Source organism: Rossellomorea orangium (assembly GCF_019334305.1).
In the GTDB taxonomy this organism is placed as follows: Bacteria; Bacillota; Bacilli; order Bacillales; family Bacillaceae_B; genus Rossellomorea.
In genome coordinates this window covers 400,776-421,396 of record NZ_JAHWGH010000008.1, presented here as the reverse complement: position 1 = coordinate 421,396, position 20,621 = coordinate 400,776, and the positions used below count along the sequence as shown (strand labels likewise).

The window sequence follows — 20,621 nt, the reverse complement described above, 5'->3', positions numbered from 1 at the left end:
TCTTTATGAATTTCTTTTTATGATGATCAAGGTGAAATCGTCCCTAAGCTCAAAATGCTGAAGCTTTTCGAGTTGTTTATACACCTTATTCACAATCTCCTGTGTAGGCAGATGAGTATATCGGCTGATTAATTGGACCAGATCTTCCCTCTCGATGAATCCTTCTTCTGTCCGGCATTCCGTTACGCCGTCGGAAAGGAGGATGATCATATCCCCAACTTCTACCCGTCGTTCATACTGCCTGTACTTCGCTTTCTTATCGACTCCCAACAGAAGTCCTTTTGCATCAAGATCCTCATATTCATCGGTTGACGCTCTATAAAAAAAGCCAGGTTCATGCCCAGCTGATGAATATGAAAACAAATGTTTCTCAGGGTTATAAACCCCGTAGAACATAGTGATGAACATACTTGCATCCACGTTCTGCTCCACGACTCTATTCAAACTTTCCAAGACGGCGTTCGGTTCATGGCGATACTCGGGCAAGCTGTCCATCGCGTATTTAATCATGGACATGCAAAGAGCAGCCGGTATCCCCTTCCCGATGACGTCTGCAATAGCCACACTGACATGATCATTTTCGTCCTGGACAAAGTGGTAGTAATCCCCATTCATCTTCTTGGCAGGGACGCTGACTGCCCCAATATCCAGTCCCTTCACTGCAGGGATGACTGTACCAAGCAGGGTCTGCTGCATATTGGATGCTACATCTATTTCATTGTTTAATTCCTGTTGTTTCGTTCTCAGACTTTGATGCTCACGGTATGCAAAACCATAGCCAATCATGACTTCCAACAGGATATCGAATGAGTGCAGTACCTGATGCGGTATATTCGGTTCCATTTCAAGAATGACATTCTTATGAAGGCTGATGATTTCTTCCGGTGATACGTGATGCTCAATTGATTTACGACTGAATTTCTGCCCTAAGTAAAGAGCTTTCTCATCTTGATCGTTAAGATAATGCTCAATGATCTCTCTATATTTTGAATCCATCAATTCTCTGAAATTCATCTAACTCCCCCTAGCGGAGCCACTTAGTCGCCCTAATATCTGTTCCTTCACCCGGTACAGATTCTACGTTAAATTCGTCCATTAAACGTTTAACCCCAGGCAAACCTGCTCCTAATCCGCCCGATGTGGAATATCCATCTTCCATTACCTTCCTGATATCAGCAATACCAGGACCTTCATCTAAGGCGATAATGCGCACACCCTTCTTTCCGGCGTCAAATAATTTTTCAATGCAAATTTGACCATAGCCGGCATATAAATAGATGTTCCTTGCTAATTCGCTGATAGCCGTAGTGATACGAGCTTGGTCAACTGTGCCGAATCCGAGCTCTTTCGCTACATTCCTCCCTAACTGGCGGGCAGCAACGATGTCCCATTCATTCGTGATCTTCACGCAGGATTGGCTATCCATACCTAGTCCCCCAGTTCCAATTGTAATTTCTCCAGACCTTTTTCCAGGTCGAGAGCGGTTAGAACGTCCTCTAACCTGATTCCAAGCTCAATCAACGTAATGGCTACAGCAGGCTGAATACCCGTGATGACCACTTTAGCCCCCATCAATCTCGACATATTGATGACATCCCCAAGAACTTTGGCGATAAAGGAATCTATAAAATCAATGGAGGTGATATCGATTACTACTCCCCTTGCACTCGTCTCGTGAATCTTCTGAAGAAGATCTTCTTGAAATTGAAGGGCGGTTTGATCATCCAGCTCCCACTGAATGGAAATTAACAAACAATCATGCAGCTTTAAAATTGGTATTCTCACTCTAATCCCTCCGCCGAAACAATTTTTCGATTTGTCATTTCAAGAGCCTTTTCTATTCCTTTTCTTAACGTACTATTCGTACTGAACTGATTAAGATCAATTCCTAAATTAACGATGGTCTGGGCAATCTCCGGTCTGATTCCCACAAGCATACACTTCGCACCGACCAGACGCACAGCCTCTGCTGCCTGAATGATATGATGAGCAACCATTGTATCGACCACAGGTACACCCGTAATGTCAATCAGCACAACTTCCGCCCTATGCTTCACTACACCGTTTAACAGGTTTTCCATGATCAGTCGCGCCCGTTCTGTGTCAATCGTACCAACAAGAGGCATAATGGAGATCTTTTCAAAAACCGGTATGAGCGGTGCCGATAATTCCTGCAATGCGATCTTCTGAAGAGAAACCGTTCTTTCCCATGATTCTGTATACGCTTTGACTACTCTGTTGTACATCGGTGTCAGCCACTTATCGAATTTTTCAACCTGAGCAGCGTAATTTTCTTCTGAAATCAGTTGATCATTCGTCATGCCCTCAAATACCACTTTACCAAAAGTGCCTAAAGCCGTTGTCACAAACGTCAGAGGCCACCCCAATCTGACAACCTTCTCAGCGAAATCTTCCAAGCGGCTGTTGAATTCTTTCGAATCTCTCAGATTGGAAGCAATCATTTCAACAAACTCATGGCTTGTCTTAGTGAAAACCTGATCAGAAACGACTTGGAGAAATTTCTCATCCGCTTCATTTCTCATTCGTTCCATCCAAATACTAGTGATCTCTGATTTATTATTTTGAATATAATCCGTGACTTCACTAAACATTTAGTTCTCTCCATTCTATCATATGAAATTTAACCTCAGTATTTATGCCCGGTGATGTAATCCAATTTTAAAGTAGTTTACAACCGTGGTCGAAAAATGACGTAATTAATTTAATAGTAACAAATAAACATGGAAAAGAAAAAACCTATGCCTTTTCGGGTATTTATCTTTCTTTTCCCATTATAAATTGTTTACCTTGTTTTGTCATAAAATTGTCTATATTTCCATTATCCATATTCTTCTTAACTTACGTAACAGGTCGAGAAATAGGTCAGAACATAAAAAAAGGCAAAACAAAAAGGCTCAATGATCAAGATGGTGTTGATCAGCAAGCCTTCTGGTTTGCAGTATTACTGTCCCTATTGTACATATGAGCATGATTACACATATGATCGAAAAGAATTCCGGTTAAAACTGGATCAGACCTACACTAATCTGCAGGGCGTCGTCCACTTTCTCCATCATCTCATCGTCCAAGTGGGTTATCTTATCGGTAAGACGTTGTTTATCAATCGTTCGAATCTGTTCAAGCAAGATAACGGAATCACGTTCAAAGCCATAACGTTTTGCATCAATTTCAACATGAGTAGGCAGTTTTGCTTTTTGAATTTGTGCGGTAATGGCAGCTACAATAATGGTGGGACTGAACCTGTTCCCTATATCGTTTTGAATTACAAGTACCGGCCGAACTCCGCCTTGTTCTGAACCTACAACAGGAGAAAGGTCTGCAAAGTATACGTCACCACGCTTTACAATCAAAGGATTAACCTCCGCTTACTAAGCGTTCGACTGTATGTTCTGCCTCATATTCTGCTTGAATCGCTTCTGAAGCGATTGCAAGATTAATCTTAGCCATTTCCATATAGCCGCGTCTCATAGATTCACGTAATTGTCTCTTCTTACGCTCTCTTAAATACATTTTGGTTGCACGATAAATAAACTCATTGCGATTCACATTTTCTTGATCTGCAAAGCCGTCTAATTCTGTAACGAGCTGTTGCGGTAGACGAATTAAGATTTCTGTTGTTGCGCTGGATTCAGACACAAACTACACCTCCACCAATCACTACATACCGTTTCTGTTCATTAACATATTTATCATACCATCAATTATAGGGAATGAAAAGTTAATTTATCAATCTCTTCTATTATCCGCCATTTAAAATAGGAATTATTCATCGGACGGGCCGTTATTTTCCTGTTGACTGCGTACCCCTGGCATTAGGAGTTTATTGGATACTTCCGTTGCTTCACCATTTCGAATATAGATCCGCGGTACTCTTGTGGAGATGATGCAAGGGATCTCATAGTTAATGGTATCAAGCTTTCCAGCGATTTCATCCATTGTTATCGAGTCATTACCCTGGCTGCCGATTAACGTGATCCGTGTACCGATTCCCTTGAATTCAGGCAGACTGATCATGCATTGATCCATACAAACTCTTCCAACAATTGGAACTCTTTCACCTTGCACCAAAACGTCCTGTCCTTGCAATTTCCGAAGCCATCCATCAGCATACCCGATGGGAATCGTGCCGATCCACTCCTTATTATCTGTCTGATACGTTGCCCCGTAGCTGACTTTCTCAAAAGCTCCGAGCTCTTTTATATGAATGAGTCTCGAATGAAGGGAGAAGACTTCCTTTAAGGGAAAAGGCAGTTCCGGCTTCATTTCAATAGAAGGGGTGAGGCCGTACATAGCAATCCCTACCCGTACAGCGTTGAAAAGGGTGTTCGTCTTCCGCAGTGTAGCTGCACTGTTGGAAGAATGAATATACAGTGGAAGAGATTCCAATTGTTCGAGCATATATTCAAACCGCTCCAATTGCTCCCCAAGATATTCATCATTGAGTTCATCCGCTGTGGCAAAATGGGTGAAGATCCCTTCAAGCTCAAATCGGGGATGGGCATGGATATACTCCTCAACCCCCTTTAACTCTTCAATAGTACGGACCCCTATCCGGCCCATACCGGTGTCACACTTGATATGGAGGTTTAAACGCTCTCCTTTAGACAATTGCTTTTCAGCTTCAATCAGCCATTCCTTCTGAAATACGGTTAACGAAATATCCAAATGCGCGGCAATCTGCACGTCTTTTGGCCGTGTAGCACCCAATACAAGGATTGGAGCGATGATGCCTCCCCTTCGCAAGGAAATCGCTTCATCCAGGAATGCAACAGCCAAGCCGTGCGCCCCTGCAGCGAGTGCCGTCAGAGAAGTCTGCACATCCCCATGCCCATAAGCATTGGCCTTCACAACGGCGAAAACGCTCACATCCCCAGGGATATGCCCTTTAATATTCTTTACATTTTCATATAAATGATCTAAATTAATTTCAGCCCAAGTATCACGAAAAAATTGCGTCTGGGTTTCCACTCTCTTCACTTCCTCATATCTTTACACAAAACATTGTCATTCTATTCAAGAATACCATGGTTTATTCATATTATCATGGATTGTGATAAGAAGATTTTTCGGGGAAGGGAATTCAGCATAGAGGTTTCAAGAAGAATATGGGTTGAGGCGGGACTTTGATCACTCCGGATTGCTTGATTCTTGAAGTCTGCAACTATCTATTATCGAATTTGGGGTATTTATTATCGACTTACTCTCTTCGCTCTTGATTCCTTCCATAGAAAAGGGACGGACCCAAAGAGCCCGCCCCGATCATAGAGTTATTTCACCATTGAACCTTGTACAGACTGCGCAACCATCACCATTTCGGATGGGGTCAGATCATTTGAAGCAAGCATATAATCTACGCCGTTATTGGTCCACCTGATGGATTGATCCGTCATGGCCGCTACGGTAAATCCAAGGTCCACTACCTCACCTTTCAGTGACGTCGATACGGTCATCGTCGGAACGACAGTGGTCTTCTCCTGGACGATCGTGAACGATTTTTCACCGTCGTAAGTCAAGATGACACGTTTTCCGGTATCCGTCGCCACTTCTTTCTCCTCAATCAATTCCGTCCCTGTGATTTCTGACATCGGATAAAGTACAGTGAATTCCGTATCTTCCACACCTGCCGTTACAGGAACCTCAAGTTGGGCGCCGGTCATGTTCTTCTTCATATCGAAATCCTTTTTATCAAACGCCGCCTTCATATCCATTTTAGAAAATTCCACTTTCACAAGGGGATTCTGATCTGAATCCATGACACTGACGGATGCAGGCGTCAAGTCTTTCTTGTTAAAGGCAATCTCCTGAGTTGGGAGCATCTGACTGTTCTGGTAGCGTGTTTTTGTCGTAAAGACGTAGTGACTCTTTGTTTCTTTGAAGGTCGCTTCTTTGTCTTCCAACACATCTTTGACAAGTGATTCGTACAAGTATGCCTGACTGCTGTTTTCAGGCCAGTTGCTTTGGAATCGGAAGCTCTTGTTCAAAGCCGGCGTCAGGACGAATACTCCATCATCATTACGCAGGATCATCTGGCTTTGATCTTCCGTAGCATTCTTTAAGGCTACACGGTAATAATTAGGGTCATTATGCCATACTTCTACATCATAGGTCTGGGGTTCATCTCCCACTTGAAGGGTCATTTTGGCATCCGCCTTGTATCCCTTCATATCCTCTACTTTTGCCTTAAGGTCCTTGGTTACATCTTCTTTCGATTGTTCTCCACAAGCGGCGAGCGCAAGCACCGCTAGCATGGCGATCACTAGTATCACTAGCTTTTTCTTCATTTTTTCAACCCCTTTTGTCCCAGGATATACGTAATTGAGAGAGGGGAAGGCCAAGTGTCAAAGAATGGACGATCCTTGAAAGAATGCCCTGTTCCATTCGCCAACGAACCGCGATTGTGAGACACCTGACCTTGTCTCTCCTATTGCACTACTGAATATATGAGACAACCCGGGGGATTATGCTGACAAGCTTAAAATTTATTGCTCTATCACAACCTGAGCAGCCGCAAATTCCCTGCTATGGGTAATGGAAAGATGTGCATTCGCCCCCTGCGGCTTTGAAAAATAAGGCTTCCCGCTTCCGTCCTTACTGATTTCGATATCCTGAAATGAAATCGCCGCCCCGATCCCGGTTCCATTCGCTTTCGCATACGCCTCTTTCGCCGCAAAGCGACCTGCCATATATTCTATTTTTCGCCGTTCACTCAATGAAGAGAAGGTGTCCTCTTCTCTCTCAGTCAATATTCTCTTCACGAACTTTGGTTGACGATCCAGCATTTCCTGGATGCGCCCGATTTCCACGATGTCCATCCCTATTCCTTTAATCATCTGTGACTCCCCTTCTACTTTTGTCCTACCCTGCATATTTTGATAATGAACTCTACTCGTGATTTCTCCCGTTTTCTTATACTATAGTACTAACTAGTTTTTTTATGTCATGATCTTGTCTAGGAGGATACACTATGTTTGTACGAACGGAAAGTTTTTCTCAATTCTTACGGTTCTATCCTATTATCTCCCTGATTGTCTTGATTCATATCGTCCTTTACACAGTCAGCACCCTCCCTATTTTCCCTCAACTGTGGGTATATGAACAACTGGCCGGAGTGAATTTGTTTATTAAAGAAGGCGAATGGTGGAGATTGATCACCCCGATTTTCGTTCATATGGGTTTTGCCCATCTGTTATTTAACTCCTTTTCTCTTGTATTGTTCGGACCACCTTTGGAAAAGCATCTCGGAAAGGCGAAGTTTGTCGCCCTGTATATAGCAAGCGGTGTGTTTGCCAATATCATCACATTCCTTGTCAAACCACTCACGTACAGTCACGTCGGGGCATCAGGAGCCATATTCGGCTTGTTCGGTTATTACATCGCCATGATTGTTCTGAAGAACCATTTCATTACGAGGGAAAGTCGTCAGATTATCTTACCCATCGTCATCATCGGGGTCGTCATGACCTTTATGCAATCGGGTATCAATATTACAGCCCACATCTTCGGATTGATTGCCGGCTTCGTTATCGGATGGATCTCCGGGAGAAAATAATAGGCAAGAAGCGGCCCGCATAAGCTGGCCGCTTCTTCACTTACTTACTATGGGAAAACCAGGAAGTGATCCTTTTAACATCTTCATGATCCAGATCCCTTACAGGACTAGCATAGCCGGCTACCCCCGACTTCACTGTGGTCGTAAGACTCCCAAGCTCATTTCTCGCCTGGAACCAGCTCACTTTTGAATCCAAAGACTGAATCCTGCTTTTCTTCATATACATCGTATTCTTCAGGACGCCTCTATACCGCAACGTTAATTGTCCACCATCGATCCTAAAGCCACCTGCGCGGAACTGAAAGTAGCCAAGAATACCAAAAGGCAGGGCCAATAGAGCTGCCCAAAGGCCATATGGCCAATAGAAATAACAGGCGATTGCGGTCGGTACCAATATCCATACAGTTTGCCTGAAAACATACCTTCTCATGGAGCGTTCCGGCAGCCCCTTGAAATCTTTTTCGATGATATAATCAGGAAACAAGCCCATTAACAACTCAGGTACCCGCTCCTTCTTTACAATCGGAAACAATTTGATACTCATGCTATCTTTCTCCAATACAGACCCGCCTGCATTTTCAATATGTACGGTACAATAGCCGATCAGCTGCCTGACTGGGTTCTCCACGATCCTGATTCCCTGAACCCGGTTTAACGGAACCGTCACCTGCTTCTTCTCAAGCAGCCCCCTGGTAATCACGATATGATCATCGACAATTCTTATCTTAAAATCACCGTAAATAATGAATGTCCAAATGATCGATAGCAACCAGGCAAGGACAAGCCCCACAAATGCAGTCAACGCGACAATGAGCACTCCGTTTTGTACAAACACGGCCAGCTCTTCAAATACAGCTTCATAGGGAATGAGTTCATTAAATTGCGACAGGAAGATCGCAACACCCGAAATGATCACACCCACTCCTCCAGAAGTCGCAGCCAGCACCCAGATATCTTTAGATCCCAGAGTGAAAACCGATTTCTCATTGTGGTTTTCAGGTTGTTCTACCGAAAGATCCTCCGTACCTTTTTGGCCCTTTTTCTCCAGGTAAATCAGTTTTTCCAGGTCGGTTGCTTCCTCTTTTGAAATGGCCGTCAGCTCAGCTTCCGATTCTCTCGCGTTTGAAGAACCCGCTGTTTCGACTTTCACTTTCACGAGTCCAAATGGACGGTGAAGCACCCCTTCGGAGAAATTCAGGCTCTGGATACGGTCTATCGGGATATACCGTTTCTTCTTGACAAAAAGGCCATACTCAATCCGGAGCTCTCCCTCTTCCACCCGGTAAGTGAACCGAAGCCATTTAATGATGCCGAAAGCAAGGACGGCAACAAGAACGACTGCCATGGATAATAAAGGGAGATAATCCCAGAATCCGTTCTTCTCTCCACGATTGTTGATAACAAATAAAAAGACAAAGGGTACAATCAGATCCTTCAGCTGCTTAATGAAACTCGCTACTGCCGATATCGGATGAAGACGTTTATGTTCAGACATCATCTTCCGCCACCCTTGCCAGTTGCGATATTGAGTTTCTCAGCTCATCCGCTTCCTCCATGTTCAATGCGGGAATTTCATGAACAGTTGCAGCGGAAGATATCGTAATCGTCGATAGCCCATATTTCTTTAGAATCGGACCCTGAACTGTATCGACATGCTGAACCCTCACCATCGGGACCAGTGTGCGCTTCACAATGAAGATCCCACGCTGCAGTTCAATTTCCTGTTCCCTCACTTCATACCGCCATCTCTTCCATTTGATCATCGGCAGCAAGTATACAAACACATATGTAAAAAGTATAAAAACTGATCCTGCTATCACCGTTACCCACCCGGGCCAATCAAAAAGGTAAGTGAGTACGATCGCCCCGGCTGCAAGCAACGCCACGACCAGCGACTCCAACACTCCATATATCCTCCACACCTTTAAGGCCTTGGGTGAAATTCTCTTCTGCGGTTCCCCTATCATTCCAATCCCCCTCACATCTCTCTTACTAAATCTTACAGTATATATACGATTTGGAACAGAGATGGTTTCAGATCTATTTTAAAATAAAGGTACTCTTATCCACCCATTCTATATCTTCATGTTCTTTCAGATCCTCCACTAATTTGAACAAAGCGTCATCCTTTTTCTTCGCTTCGATCATACAATCGATTTCAGCCACCGTCCCTTTGATCCCGTGAAGGAAGTCCATAAACATGTCGGGATCGATGAATTCCGCATGGGCTTTATAATCCTCACGTGACCGGGGGCTTGAGATATGCATTTTCACCGGAAGCGGGGACTGACTCCACGTTCCGACCACCCTTTCCCAGTCCAGTAACCAGTCCCGTTCGTTGTACGCTAGATGGTGGTGATAATCAAATACAAGGGGAATGCCTAGTTTCTCACACAAATACAGGGCGTCGGCTGCACTGAACACCGTATCGTCATTTTCAAGAATGATCATCCGTTGAAGCGAGACAGGCGTCAGCCCCCAATTATGAATAAATTGCTCAAGCGCCTTTTCCTTATCCTCATAGGCACCGCCTACATGAAGAACACAGCGGTGAGTCGGGTCAATACCCATTCCTTTTAGCAATGCCTCATGCATCTTTAAAGTCTTCAGCGAATTCTTCAGCACATCTACATCGCTCGAATTTAAGAGGACAAAGTGATCGGGATGGAACCCAACCCTCATCGGATGAAGCTCGAGGTATTTCTTTATCTCATGGAGTTCATCCTTTAAAGGGGCAATGAAGTCCCATCCCTTTAATTCCGGATGATTCGCAAGGGGGATCAACTTCGAACTGAACCTGAAGAAATGGATTTCATTCAGGACATTATGTTTTAAAAGCCTGAGGCAATTTTGCAAATTCGAGCGGGCAATCCGTTCTAATTTATGAATCGCTGCTTCTCGATCCTTTATGCCTGCAAATTGCTTGTACGTCATCGTTTGTGAGGGAGAGGCATTTTGAAGATTCATGCTCATGGCTACATAGCCCAGTTTTACGAGTGTCATGGGTGATGGACTCCTTTTTGGGGTTAGTATGTGCTTTAGATGGGGAATTATCTCGTCGGTTTTGAATAGGTGACAGATTTGGTGCTTCCTTGGGTTTGGAGATGAAAGGATTTCAATAGTTTATAGGCTGTGTTTCTTGAGTTTAAATGAAGGAAGTTTCTTATTTCCCTATTGGTCAGGTGGTTGTTTATTAGTAAGAAGTATTCTTGGATTGCTTTGGTGTGTGCGGTTTTTGAAGAGTCGTTGCACTTAGGACAGTACCAGGCTGCACTGACTCTGATCATCGGGATGTGCTGGCAGTTGTCGCAGCGTACACCGGTGAGGATATCGTTTTTGGTTAAGGAATGGGATGTTAAGATGTCAGTGTCAGAGTCATGATGATTTTTCAATAGGAGCCTTTTCATTTTTAAAAGTTCTTTATCTGTAACGGTTGGGGTTGGATGTTTTTCATTCAATTCCTTGATCTTATCGATGACATTTTGAGCATGGATAATCTGTTTATAGGGATCGTCAGGCGCCGGGGATACGGTGTAATTCAAAGTGGTCGATGGATTGCTGAATACGACGAGGTGTTCGATTGGGGGATGCTTTATTCTGTGGGTAATGAACCATTTGTGGATCAATAACTTATACCTTTGCACTTGAGATACCGGGTCGACCAACCCTTCTGTCATTCCTTTATGAGTTCGGGTAAGCTGTTTGATGAAAGGGTCAATGGTTACCATTCCTGATATGTTTTTTACTTCGATGATTAAGATATAGAATGGGGTGAGGATGAGAAAGTCCATTTGAAAATGGTTTGAGAAGATGGGGAGTCTTACATTATAAAAGATCTTGTATCTTTTATCTCTTAGAAAAGTGAGGTGGTAGTAGATCGTGGATTCTCCGTTGTAGCCGGCCCTTCTTTTTCTTAAATCCTTTTCAATGAGGGGGACCCTTGGATGATTTTTGACGATCCGAACGGATAATGCTTCTGTTTTTTCAAGAATAATCGGGATTTTCAGCTCTTTACAGATCAATTGATCACTCTCCTTTAGCAGTATGGTTAATTAGTTCGCCGCAGATTGGAATTTTCCTTCTTCTGATTTGGAAATATTAACATATTAATATGGATTGCGTCATTTTTGGCCAAGATTGCGTCATTTTCTTCATAATTGCGTCGTTTTTTTATTTATTGCGTCATTTTCAGTAGTAATTGCGTCTTTTTACAAATATTGGAGTCAAGTCCTTAATATTGTGTAAATTCCTTGCTTGTCTTTTTCAACTATTAATCAGCTATAGCTATTCAATTCAACATTTTTTTGCGAAACTTCCATGAAGCCATTTGAATGGGAAGTTTCATTCAAAAATGTTTAGGGCTTTTTAAAGGGATTTTCTCTTTGAATAATTGGTTTGTTGGTAATGAAACAAAACGGCTCCGACTAATCGAAAGGCTGACTGGGTATTAGGAAAAATCCGTATGACCTTTTCTCTTCTTCGAACCTCTTGGTTCAAGCGTTCCAAACAGTTGGTACTGCGGATATGTGGTCGAATTTCTTCAGGGTGGTCCATGTACTGAATCGTATCTTCAAAGCCTTCATCAAAGATGGCCAGCGCTTTTTCGTATTTGGTGTTCTCGCTATATTGACTCATCAATTCTTCCTTAAAGTTTCTCATATCTTCAATTTTGACAGCTTCAAACACTCTCTTAATCATAGTTCTAATTTCTTTGGAATCTTTTTTAGGGAGGTGTTGAATGATGTTTCGTTTAAAGTGTACATTACACCTCTGCCAGCTTGTTCCAATAAACTCACGTAGTACCGCTTTTTGAAGACCCTTATGGGCATCTGATATCACAAGCTTAGGAGATTGTAGACCTCGGGATTTCAACTGTTGAAAGAACCTACTCCAGCTCTCATAACTCTCCACATGATCGACCATTAACCCTAAAATCTCGCGATTATTGTTCTCTGAGAGAGCTGTCGCAATGTAAACGGCTTTTGAAACGACACGATGGTGTTCACGAACTTTTACATACATGGCATCTACAAATATATATGGAAAATAAGATCCGTTCAAAGGTCGCTTAGCCCAATCATTAATGATAGGGTCTAATTTTTGTGTCAGGGAAGAAACGAATGATTTAGAAACCGTTTCTCCACAAAGCTGTTCTACAATATGAGTAACCTTGCGAGTTGAAACACCATTGATCACCATTTCAATCATCGAAAGGACAAAAGCTTGATCACAACGTGAGTATTTTTCAAATACAGAAGGAGAAAAGTCTCCATTGCGGGTACGCGGCACCTTTAATTTGATCTTTCCAACACTCATTGTAAAATCACGTTCATAGTAGCCATTACGATAATCTAAACGATCAGTAGATCGTTCGTATGAAGCTGCTTGTAGGTATTGGTCTCTCTCCCTTTCCATGTATTCATTTAATACAAGGACGATGGCTGAACGGACCACCGTTTCGATATTAGAATTTACAACTGCTTCTTTTAAAGAATCCAAATCTAGGTTAAACTGTAATTGAGTCATTTTATTCCTCTTCTCATTGTTTATCGTCGTTGAAAACAGTGTTGACAAGAAGGAATAAAATGACTCTTTCTTTTTACACAATTATATGGACTTAATCAATATTGGTACAACACTCCCCTCAATCTCTTCCAAAACCATAAAAAAACACGACAACCCTAAAGGTCGCCGTGTCCTATCTATCTAATCAAGAATTGTTATAAGATTTACGTTTAGTTGAAGATTGTGGTCTGCCGCCACCAGTACGGTTGCGATCTCCGCCACGGCTTCCGCCTCCGCGGTTTCCACCGCCGCTGCGTGATGATCCACCACGGCTTCCGCCTTTACCACTGCGTGATCCACCTTTGTATCCACCACGGTTTCCGCCGCCACGATTTCCACCTCTTGATGGTAATGGGCGCTCTTCCGTAATTTCAACTGGAGTTGTATCAGGCTCTTTCGTCAATACACGGATCGCTGCTGCAACTGCTTGAACTGGATCGTGATCGCCAAGGAACTCTTCTGCTAATGGATAGTAATCTTTAAGGTCGCTTTCCTTCGCTGCTTCAACCAGTTTCTCTAAAGCCAGACGCTGCTGACCTTCAAGAGCTTCGTTTAAGCTAGGTGGCTTAAGGGCAGTCATTTTCTTCTTCGTTGTTTGTTCAACAATCTTCAGGTAACCCATTTCTCTTGGTGTAACAAAAGTGATGGACATACCCTTCTTACCTGCACGACCTGTACGTCCGATACGGTGAACGTAGCTTTCAGGATCTTGAGGAATATCAAAGTTGTATACATGCGTTACGCCTGAGATATCTAATCCACGGGCAGCAACGTCTGTAGCGATAAGGATGTCGATACGTCCTTCTTTAAATTTCTTAAGGACTGTCATACGACGAGCTTGTGAAAGATCTCCGTGGATTCCTTCTGCCAGGTAGCCGCGGATGCTAAGAGCACGTGCCAATTCGTCTACTCTACGCTTTGTACGACCGAATACAATCGCAAGTTCAGGTGATTGTACGTCGATTAAACGTGAAAGTGTATCAAATTTTTCTTTTTCGCTTACTTTCGTGAAGTACTGTTCGATGTTTGAAACCGTTACTTCTTTTGATTTAACCTTGATGACTTCAGGCTCTGACATGAAACGGTTCGCAATGCGACGGATCGGATCCGGCATTGTAGCAGAGAATAGAAGTGTTTGTCTTGTGCTTGGAACTGTCTCAAGGATGCTTTCAATGTCCTCGATGAAGCCCATGTTCAGCATTTCGTCTGCTTCGTCCAGTACAAGTGTTTCAACATTTTCAAGGTTGAGCGTCTTACGTTTGATATGGTCAAGCAGACGACCAGGTGTACCGACGATGATATGAGGGTTCTTCTTCATCGCACGAATTTGACGCTGGATGTCCTGACCTCCATATACAGATAGGACGCGGGCACGCTTGTCAGCTCCGATACGGTATAACTCTTCAGAAACCTGGATCGCAAGTTCACGAGTAGGCGCAATGATCAATGCTTGAACTTTCGGGTTCTTCACATCGATTTTCTCGATCATTGGAATTCCGAATGCTGTCGTTTTACCTGTTCCCGTTTGTGCCTGACCGATGATATCCTTACCTTCTAAACCGACTGGAATCGTACTCGCCTGAATTGGTGTTGCTTCTTCAAAGCCCATACGTTTGATTGATTTCAACGTAGATGCGCTTAAGTTTAAATCTGCAAACTTAGTCAATGTTACATTCTCCTTTAATTTACATCTTTTATAACTAATCAATATCTGATTATATTTTTAGGTCGGAACGAAATCTTACCCACCGAAAGACTTCGGTATCTAATCTAAAACCGTCTATATGAGATGTTTAGTTTTATGTTTGGTACAAAAAAATACACCCTTCAAAATAGAAGAGCTAGCACGTCCAACAAAATAAGAACTATGTTGTAGTTATGTTACCACTTCTAGAAATGAATTTCAATCTAATGTCAAATAGTCAATCTATTCACTTTGCAGGAATTGGTAGATCTTATCAAAAAGATCGTGCTTATCTTCACTATGACAAATCAAGTGTTTTGCTTCTGGGGAATAGAATAAATTTTTCTCTTTTGAGGAAATAGTCTCATATATATATTTCGCTGCTTTAGGGGGGACTATTCCATCATTCTGTCCTTGGGCGATAAAGGTTGGGATATTCACCTTAGAAAGAAGTGGACGAGCGATACGGACGACTTTCCTGAATTCGTATGTGGAAAGAATTGGGGTTTGTGTCACCTTGAATTTATATCGTTTGTACAGCTCGTTTTCAACTATATTGCCTTGCATTCCTTCTTTGATCAAATTTCCAATATCTTTCAGTAACTGTTTGACATTTATATAGTAGGCTGCAGCGCTTAAGAGCACGAGCTTACCTATGTCGTATTTCACAGAAAGATAGGAAGCAATTAATCCTCCCATTGAAAAACCGATGACATAGACCTCGTCACAGGTATCAAGCAGGCACTTCAGTTCAGACTCAGCATGTTCAATCCATTCAATATGCTTAATCCCTTTCAAATCAAGAGTATCCCCATGACCTGGGAGAGTGGGCACGACGATTTCCCAATCGGTCCGTTCTTGGAGGAATTCTGCCAGAGGCTCCACTTCAAATGGGCTCCCTGTAAAACCATGGATTAATAAACAACCGATCATGTTATCCCCACTCACTTATCAAAAAGTAGGGAGCGAGCCAAACTCCCACATCATCTACAAGCTCATTTTGTTCATTTTCCTGAAGGTTTAAACTTATGCCTTCAGGCCGTCAATGATTTCTTCAAGCTTCATCCCCCGGGACGCCTTGAATAAAATCAGTTCATCCCCTTTAATAATGGAGGACAATTCACTCGTCAAATTCTCTTTATCGCTAAAAGAGTGAACCCTGTCTTCCGGGAAATTCTCCAGGGCTCCTTCTGCAATCAAGGCTGCAAGAGGACCGAACGTAAACACTTGCTGGATCTTCTCAGAGTCAATCATGCGCCCGATCTCTTTGTGAAAATCATCTTCGTTCTCCCCTAGTTCCAGCATGTCACCAAGCACAAGGATCTTCGTGCGGAAGCCTTCAAGCTCTGATACAAGCCCAATGGCCGCTTTCATGGAAGTCGGACTCGCATTATAGGCATCATTGATGATGCTTTCGCCTTTTGCTCCTTCCAGCATTTCCATTCTCATTTGGGTCAGCTTCAATGACTGTAAGCCTTCTTTCATTTCACCTACACTGAGTCCGAAATGACGGGCAATCAGGATTCCAGCAAGGGCGTTATGGATATTATGCTGACCTAAGACAGGCAGGTAGAACGTTTCACCCTCAGCGAAAGACGTTTCAAAGTAGCTTCCTTGATTGTTCATTTCGATTTTTGTCGGGTAAATCGTATTGGATTCGCTTCTTCCGAATGTCTCCATATGCTTCAGACCGAGACTTTTAACACCTTCCTGCAGCAGCGGTTCATCTCCGTAGTAGGCAAACAACCCGTCAGTTTTAAGGCCCTTTACGATTTCAAGCTTAGCCTTGGCAATGCCTTCCCGTGAGCCAAGGTCTTGAAGATGGGATTCACCGATATTCGTAATGATGGCGGCATCCGGCTGGGAGATTTCAGATAAGAGTTCAATTTCCCCGAAACCGCTCATCCCCATTTCAAGCACCGCCACTTCCGCGTCCTGAGGCAGGGAAAGGATCGTTAACGGGAGGCCAATATGGTTATTATAGTTCCCTTGCGTCTTATGAACCCGATATTTCACGGAAAGAAGATTGGCCACAATATCCTTGGTCGTTGTTTTCCCATTACTTCCTGTAATCCCGACTACCTTTAGATCCAGTTCATGCCGGTACTTGTTCGCCAAATCCTGAAGGGCAAGGAGTGGATCCTCCACCACTATAACGGGTATGTCCTCAGGTGGATTAGGGACATTGACATCCCAGAGTGCAGCAGACGCCCCATTATCAATGGCTTGTCGTACAAACTGGTGACCGTCCACATTCTCCCCTTTAAAAGGAACAAATAGATTGCCGCTTTCAATTTTTCTCGTATCGATGGAAACGCCTTTTACCACAACGGCATCAAACGAGGAAAGATCGTTTTTCACATCAATCATGGTACAGATATCTTTAATCGTCTTCTCGAACATTCGCTTTCTCCTTTTACTCATTTTATCATCAAAATAGAGCAGGGACTGCCTTTTGGCGGTCAGTCCCATGTTGTTTTACATCGTATGTTTAATGGTTTGTTTGTCTTGATATCGTTCCATTCCAAGCTCCACAAGTTTCCCGATCAGGGTAGGATAATCGACTCCTGTGTGCTTCCAAAGAAGCGGGAACATACTGAATGGCGTGAAACCAGGCATCGTATTCACTTCATTCATAAAGATTTGACCATCTTCTGTCAAGAAGAAGTCCGCACGTACAAGTCCTGAACAATCCAGGGCTTTATAGGATTGAATCGCGATGTTTTTCATTTCATTGTAGATGCCGCCTTCTACTTCTGCAGGGATGATGAGGGCTGTATCCCCATCCTCATATTTCGCTTTGTAATCATAGAAATCTTTCTTAGGGACGATTTCACCTGCGACAGAGCATTCAGGCTGATCATTTCCAAGTACGCCAAGCTCGATTTCACGTGCCTTCACGCCTTCTTCGATGATAATCTTGCGGTCGAATTGGAATGCTTCTTCAAAAGCCGTCTCCAGTTCTTTACGGGACGTACACTTGCTGATTCCAACAGATGAACCCAGGTTTGCCGGCTTCACGAAACAAGGATACCCAATCTCATCTTCCACTTGCTTATAAGCAGCGTCAGGATTTCCTTTCCAAGTGCTGCGGATGAACCATGTGTAGTTGACTTGTGGAATGCCCGCCTGAGCAAACAGATTCTTCATGATGACTTTATCCATCCCGGCTGATGAAGCAAGGACCCCATTCCCTACATACGGGAGGTTCAACAGCTCAAGCATCCCTTGAACCGTTCCGTCTTCCCCATTCGGTCCGTGAAGCAATGGGAAGATCATGTCATATCCTTCAGATTCAGAAGGAGCGATGGATGTACTCAACGCATTAGGGGCGATTTCCTCCCCTTCTTTGAATTGTAATGCTTTCACGTCTTCAACGGGGGCGTTCAATTGTGGACCCTTGACCCATTTGCCTTCTGTCGAGATAAAAACAGGGTGGATTTCATATTTATTTAAGTCCAGGGCACCAATCACGGCCTTGGCTGTTTGCAGAGATACATTATGTTCAGCAGATTTACCGCCGTACAGTAAGCATAACTTCGTTTTCATGTATGTGTTACCTCCAATATTCACAATAGATGTTTCTATTTTATCACTTTCAGGGGAAAGGGAAAGAATGATTCCTTTGGAAATCAAAAATTACCACATTTGTCTTGATTCAAATGGCATTCGGATCATTGCCCATTATATATGTATGCAAACGAAAACCAGTCCTGCGACAGTCCTACCATTATTATTCTGAATACACTTAAGATTTCGCCTATTTAAAAAGCTATTAAAATCTTACTCTATAAGGTGTATAATCCTCCTATTAAAAACATTTGTACTTTCAAGGAGGACACCCAGATGAGAAAGCTCGGTTTACTGCCTAAGATTCTTTTAGGTATTGCGTCAGGTATTGTCATTGGAGCATATGCACCAGAATGGTTTGTGAAAATCTTCGCTACATTCAATGGATTATTCGGGAATTTCCTTGGATTCGCGATCCCGCTGATCATCATCGGCTTTATCGCTCCTGGAATTGGTTCCATGGGTAAAGGCGCAGGAAAACTTCTTGGATTAACCACTGCACTCGCATATGGTTCCACGGTGCTTGCAGGTTTGCTCGCCTTTGTAGTTGCGAAGTCTATTTACCCATCTTTACTCGCAAATCAAACGTCCCAATCATTTGAAAATCCGGAAGAAGCTCTTCTCAAAGGATTTTTCACAGTGGACATGCCCCCGATCATGGGCGTCATGTCGGCACTCCTTATCGCCTTCACCATCGGTCTTGGTATGGCGGCCATCAAAGGGGACACCCTTCAAAAGGGGATGGATGAATTCAGGAACATCATTGAGCTCGTAATTGAAAAAATCATCATTCCACTCCTGCCAATCCATATTCTTGGAATCTTCGCCAATATGACTCAGGGCGGACAGGTGAGCGCAATCATGTCTGTATTCGCAAAAGTCTTTGTCATGATTATTCTATTACATCTTATCTTTTTAGTTATTCAATATACTGCTGCCGGTACTCTGAGAAAGCAAAACCCGCTTTCCATGATGAAGGGAATGCTTCCTGCTTACTTCACGGCACTTGGAACGCAGTCTTCTGCGTCTACCATCCCGGTGACACTTGAACGCTCAAAGAAAATCGGTGCCAGGGAACGCATCGCCGACTTCTCCGTTCCACTGCTGGCCACGATTCACCTATCAGGAAGTACAATCACCCTTGTCAGCTGTGCCATGGCGGTTATGTTCATCCAGGGTGAAGCACTTCAGTTCTCTCAGCTGTTCCCATTCATACTGATGCTCGGCATCACGATGATCGCAGCACCAGGTGTTCCCGGTGGAGCGGTCATGGCAGCACTCGGACTACTTGAAACAATGCTTGGATTCGGACCGACCATGACGTCCCTCATGATCGCCCTTTACCTTGCTCAGGACAGCTTCGGTACTGCCTGCAACGTAACGGGTGACGGTGCCATCACATCCATCGTCGACAAACTGACCCAAAAGAAAAAAGCACGCGTATCTTCTATTAAAGCAAGCTGACCTGCCAGAGGTCCGTCCCTCGATCGTGAGGGACGGACCTCTGTTTCTATTTGGGGGATTTCTTTATTCTTTCTTTTGACTGTTTCACGTGTGTCCGCTTGCTATGAGGTATATGTTCCAAGCCCTACATTCATCTTTTCTGAATCATCCTGATATTTTCTGTATAATGGAAATATTAACATAATAAAGGAGTGCTATTACATTGAAATTAACCGGTCAGCGTGTAACACTTAGAAAAATAGAAGAGAGGGACCTTCCTACCCTATGGGATTATATTTATGGCAATCCATCGCCTGAGTGGAAAAAATGGGACGCTCCATATTTTGAACATAAATACGTTCCCCTTGAAGAGTATATGGAGTCATCCATCCGGAATCGAAACCGCACCGATGAATTCCAGCGGATCATCGAGGTAGATGGGACCATCATTGGAACCGTGGCATACTACTGGGACTATGAACCAACCAGATGGCTTGAGGCAGGCATTGTCATATATGATCCTGCATACTGGAACGGCGGGTATGGAACCGAAGCCTTATCTCTTTGGATCGACCATCTTTTTACCACAAAGGAAATCGGTCGGGTCGGCATCACGACGTGGTCAGGAAATGAGCGGATGATGAAGGCCGCAGAAAAAGTCGGCATGCAGCTTGAAGGGCGCATGAGAAAATGCCGCTATTACGATGGCGTCTATTACGATTCCATCCGCATGGGCATGATCAGGGAAGAGTGGGAAGAAAAACGCGCTCTCTAAAAAAAGGAGATCCT

Annotated in this window: 21 protein-coding genes; 3 read left to right on the top strand and 18 right to left on the bottom strand. The window is 43.5% G+C overall.

What is annotated here, in order from left to right; translation table 11 throughout:
• Positions 1 to 3: 3 nt before the first annotated feature.
• The 9 genes from KYJ26_RS05635 to acpS all read right to left on the bottom strand — a co-directional run bounded on the left by KYJ26_RS05635 (position 4) and on the right by acpS (position 6,851).
• Complete coding sequence (locus KYJ26_RS05635; protein ID WP_219166342.1) at positions 4 to 1,014, bottom strand: PP2C family protein-serine/threonine phosphatase; 1,011 nt, start codon at positions 1,012 to 1,014, stop codon at positions 4 to 6.
• Positions 1,015 to 1,024: 10 nt separating this feature from the next.
• Positions 1,025 to 1,426: an anti-sigma regulatory factor gene (locus tag KYJ26_RS05630; protein WP_034763056.1), complete on the bottom strand. Its 402-nt coding sequence runs from the start codon at positions 1,424 to 1,426 to the stop codon at positions 1,025 to 1,027.
• Positions 1,427 to 1,428: 2 nt separating this feature from the next.
• Complete coding sequence (locus KYJ26_RS05625; RefSeq protein WP_034763058.1) at positions 1,429 to 1,785, bottom strand: STAS domain-containing protein; 357 nt, start codon at positions 1,783 to 1,785, stop codon at positions 1,429 to 1,431.
• Complete coding sequence (locus tag KYJ26_RS05620) at positions 1,782 to 2,612, bottom strand: RsbT co-antagonist protein RsbRA (protein WP_219166341.1); 831 nt, start codon at positions 2,610 to 2,612, stop codon at positions 1,782 to 1,784. The genes KYJ26_RS05625 and KYJ26_RS05620 overlap by 4 nt, the downstream gene beginning before the upstream one ends.
• A 408-nt stretch (positions 2,613 to 3,020) precedes the next feature.
• Positions 3,021 to 3,371 (bottom strand): type II toxin-antitoxin system endoribonuclease NdoA, encoded by a 351-nt coding sequence (ndoA, locus tag KYJ26_RS05615; RefSeq protein ID WP_034763063.1) that lies wholly within the window; start codon positions 3,369 to 3,371, stop codon positions 3,021 to 3,023.
• 4 nt (positions 3,372 to 3,375) lie between these two features.
• On the bottom strand, positions 3,376 to 3,657 hold the full coding sequence (locus KYJ26_RS05610) for a CopG family ribbon-helix-helix protein (protein WP_032085355.1): 282 nt from the start codon (positions 3,655 to 3,657) through the stop codon (positions 3,376 to 3,378).
• Positions 3,658 to 3,783: 126 nt separating this feature from the next.
• The gene (alr, locus tag KYJ26_RS05605) at positions 3,784 to 4,989 is read right to left on the bottom strand and encodes an alanine racemase (protein WP_219166340.1); all 1,206 of its coding nucleotides are present in this window, start codon (positions 4,987 to 4,989) and stop codon (positions 3,784 to 3,786) included.
• A gap of 299 nt (positions 4,990 to 5,288) precedes the next feature.
• Positions 5,289 to 6,302: a LolA family protein gene (locus KYJ26_RS05600; RefSeq protein ID WP_219166339.1), complete on the bottom strand. Its 1,014-nt coding sequence runs from the start codon at positions 6,300 to 6,302 to the stop codon at positions 5,289 to 5,291.
• Between the two features lie 198 nt (positions 6,303 to 6,500).
• Positions 6,501 to 6,851: a holo-ACP synthase gene (acpS, locus tag KYJ26_RS05595; RefSeq protein ID WP_219166338.1), complete on the bottom strand. Its 351-nt coding sequence runs from the start codon at positions 6,849 to 6,851 to the stop codon at positions 6,501 to 6,503.
• 134 nt (positions 6,852 to 6,985) lie between these two features.
• Here acpS and KYJ26_RS05590 point away from each other — a divergent pair, with 134 nt between their 5' ends.
• Positions 6,986 to 7,570 carry a rhomboid family intramembrane serine protease gene (locus KYJ26_RS05590; protein WP_219166337.1) on the top strand — a complete coding sequence of 195 codons (585 nt, stop codon included), beginning with the start codon at positions 6,986 to 6,988 and terminating at the stop codon, positions 7,568 to 7,570.
• Between the two features lie 40 nt (positions 7,571 to 7,610).
• On the opposite strand, the gene KYJ26_RS05585 is transcribed toward KYJ26_RS05590, so the two are convergent.
• The 9 genes from KYJ26_RS05585 to KYJ26_RS05545 all read right to left on the bottom strand — a co-directional run bounded on the left by KYJ26_RS05585 (position 7,611) and on the right by KYJ26_RS05545 (position 18,368).
• Positions 7,611 to 9,068 carry a PH domain-containing protein gene (locus KYJ26_RS05585; RefSeq protein WP_257474887.1) on the bottom strand — a complete coding sequence of 486 codons (1,458 nt, stop codon included), beginning with the start codon at positions 9,066 to 9,068 and terminating at the stop codon, positions 7,611 to 7,613.
• Entirely contained in the window at positions 9,058 to 9,537 is a 480-nt protein-coding gene (locus tag KYJ26_RS05580) for a PH domain-containing protein (protein ID WP_219166336.1), read from the bottom strand. The genes KYJ26_RS05585 and KYJ26_RS05580 overlap by 11 nt, the downstream gene beginning before the upstream one ends.
• A gap of 73 nt (positions 9,538 to 9,610) precedes the next feature.
• Complete coding sequence (gene uvsE, locus KYJ26_RS05575; RefSeq protein ID WP_219166335.1) at positions 9,611 to 10,573, bottom strand: UV DNA damage repair endonuclease UvsE; 963 nt, start codon at positions 10,571 to 10,573, stop codon at positions 9,611 to 9,613.
• Between the two features lie 47 nt (positions 10,574 to 10,620).
• Positions 10,621 to 11,592, bottom strand: coding sequence for an NERD domain-containing protein (locus tag KYJ26_RS05570; protein ID WP_219166334.1), 972 nt, complete (start codon positions 11,590 to 11,592; stop codon positions 10,621 to 10,623).
• A gap of 343 nt (positions 11,593 to 11,935) precedes the next feature.
• On the bottom strand, positions 11,936 to 13,096 hold the full coding sequence (locus KYJ26_RS05565) for an IS256 family transposase (protein ID WP_219166333.1): 1,161 nt from the start codon (positions 13,094 to 13,096) through the stop codon (positions 11,936 to 11,938).
• Between the two features lie 184 nt (positions 13,097 to 13,280).
• Positions 13,281 to 14,801, bottom strand: a complete 1,521-nt coding sequence (gene cshA / locus KYJ26_RS05560) for a degradosome RNA helicase CshA (protein WP_219166332.1) — start codon at positions 14,799 to 14,801, stop codon at positions 13,281 to 13,283.
• A 261-nt stretch (positions 14,802 to 15,062) separates the two neighbouring features.
• On the bottom strand, positions 15,063 to 15,752 hold the full coding sequence (locus tag KYJ26_RS05555; RefSeq protein ID WP_219166331.1) for an alpha/beta hydrolase: 690 nt from the start codon (positions 15,750 to 15,752) through the stop codon (positions 15,063 to 15,065).
• A 93-nt stretch (positions 15,753 to 15,845) separates the two neighbouring features.
• Positions 15,846 to 17,222, bottom strand: coding sequence for a UDP-N-acetylmuramoyl-tripeptide--D-alanyl-D-alanine ligase (locus KYJ26_RS05550; protein WP_219166330.1), 1,377 nt, complete (start codon positions 17,220 to 17,222; stop codon positions 15,846 to 15,848).
• 75 nt (positions 17,223 to 17,297) lie between these two features.
• Positions 17,298 to 18,368 (bottom strand): D-alanine--D-alanine ligase, encoded by a 1,071-nt coding sequence (locus KYJ26_RS05545; RefSeq protein WP_219166329.1) that lies wholly within the window; start codon positions 18,366 to 18,368, stop codon positions 17,298 to 17,300.
• Positions 18,369 to 18,665: 297 nt separating this feature from the next.
• Between KYJ26_RS05545 and KYJ26_RS05540 the strand changes: the two genes are divergently transcribed.
• Positions 18,666 to 19,853, top strand: a complete 1,188-nt coding sequence (locus KYJ26_RS05540; RefSeq protein ID WP_219166328.1) for a dicarboxylate/amino acid:cation symporter — start codon at positions 18,666 to 18,668, stop codon at positions 19,851 to 19,853.
• Positions 19,854 to 20,055: 202 nt separating this feature from the next.
• Positions 20,056 to 20,607 carry a GNAT family N-acetyltransferase gene (locus KYJ26_RS05535; RefSeq protein ID WP_257474885.1) on the top strand — a complete coding sequence of 184 codons (552 nt, stop codon included), beginning with the start codon at positions 20,056 to 20,058 and terminating at the stop codon, positions 20,605 to 20,607.
• Positions 20,608 to 20,621: the final 14 nt, after the last annotated feature.

Bases quoted from the DNA above. Each gene is read 5' to 3' on its own strand.
- KYJ26_RS05635 (WP_219166342.1), bottom strand. From the start codon at position 1,014: ATGAATTTCAGAGAATTGATGGATTCAAAATATAGAGAGATCATTGAG.
- KYJ26_RS05630 (WP_034763056.1), bottom strand. From the start codon at position 1,426: ATGGATAGCCAATCCTGCGTGAAGATCACGAATGAATGGGACATCGTT.
- KYJ26_RS05620 (WP_219166341.1), bottom strand. From the start codon at position 2,612: ATGTTTAGTGAAGTCACGGATTATATTCAAAATAATAAATCAGAGATC.
- KYJ26_RS05600 (WP_219166339.1), bottom strand. From the start codon at position 6,302: ATGAAGAAAAAGCTAGTGATACTAGTGATCGCCATGCTAGCGGTGCTT.
- acpS (WP_219166338.1), bottom strand. From the start codon at position 6,851: ATGATTAAAGGAATAGGGATGGACATCGTGGAAATCGGGCGCATCCAG.
- KYJ26_RS05590 (WP_219166337.1), top strand. From the start codon at position 6,986: ATGTTTGTACGAACGGAAAGTTTTTCTCAATTCTTACGGTTCTATCCT.
- KYJ26_RS05585 (WP_257474887.1), bottom strand. From the start codon at position 9,068: ATGATGTCTGAACATAAACGTCTTCATCCGATATCGGCAGTAGCGAGT.
- KYJ26_RS05580 (WP_219166336.1), bottom strand. From the start codon at position 9,537: ATGATAGGGGAACCGCAGAAGAGAATTTCACCCAAGGCCTTAAAGGTG.
- uvsE (WP_219166335.1), bottom strand. From the start codon at position 10,573: ATGACACTCGTAAAACTGGGCTATGTAGCCATGAGCATGAATCTTCAA.
- KYJ26_RS05565 (WP_219166333.1), bottom strand. From the start codon at position 13,096: ATGACTCAATTACAGTTTAACCTAGATTTGGATTCTTTAAAAGAAGCA.
- KYJ26_RS05555 (WP_219166331.1), bottom strand. From the start codon at position 15,752: ATGATCGGTTGTTTATTAATCCATGGTTTTACAGGGAGCCCATTTGAA.
- KYJ26_RS05550 (WP_219166330.1), bottom strand. From the start codon at position 17,222: ATGTTCGAGAAGACGATTAAAGATATCTGTACCATGATTGATGTGAAA.
- KYJ26_RS05545 (WP_219166329.1), bottom strand. From the start codon at position 18,368: ATGAAAACGAAGTTATGCTTACTGTACGGCGGTAAATCTGCTGAACAT.
- KYJ26_RS05540 (WP_219166328.1), top strand. From the start codon at position 18,666: ATGAGAAAGCTCGGTTTACTGCCTAAGATTCTTTTAGGTATTGCGTCA.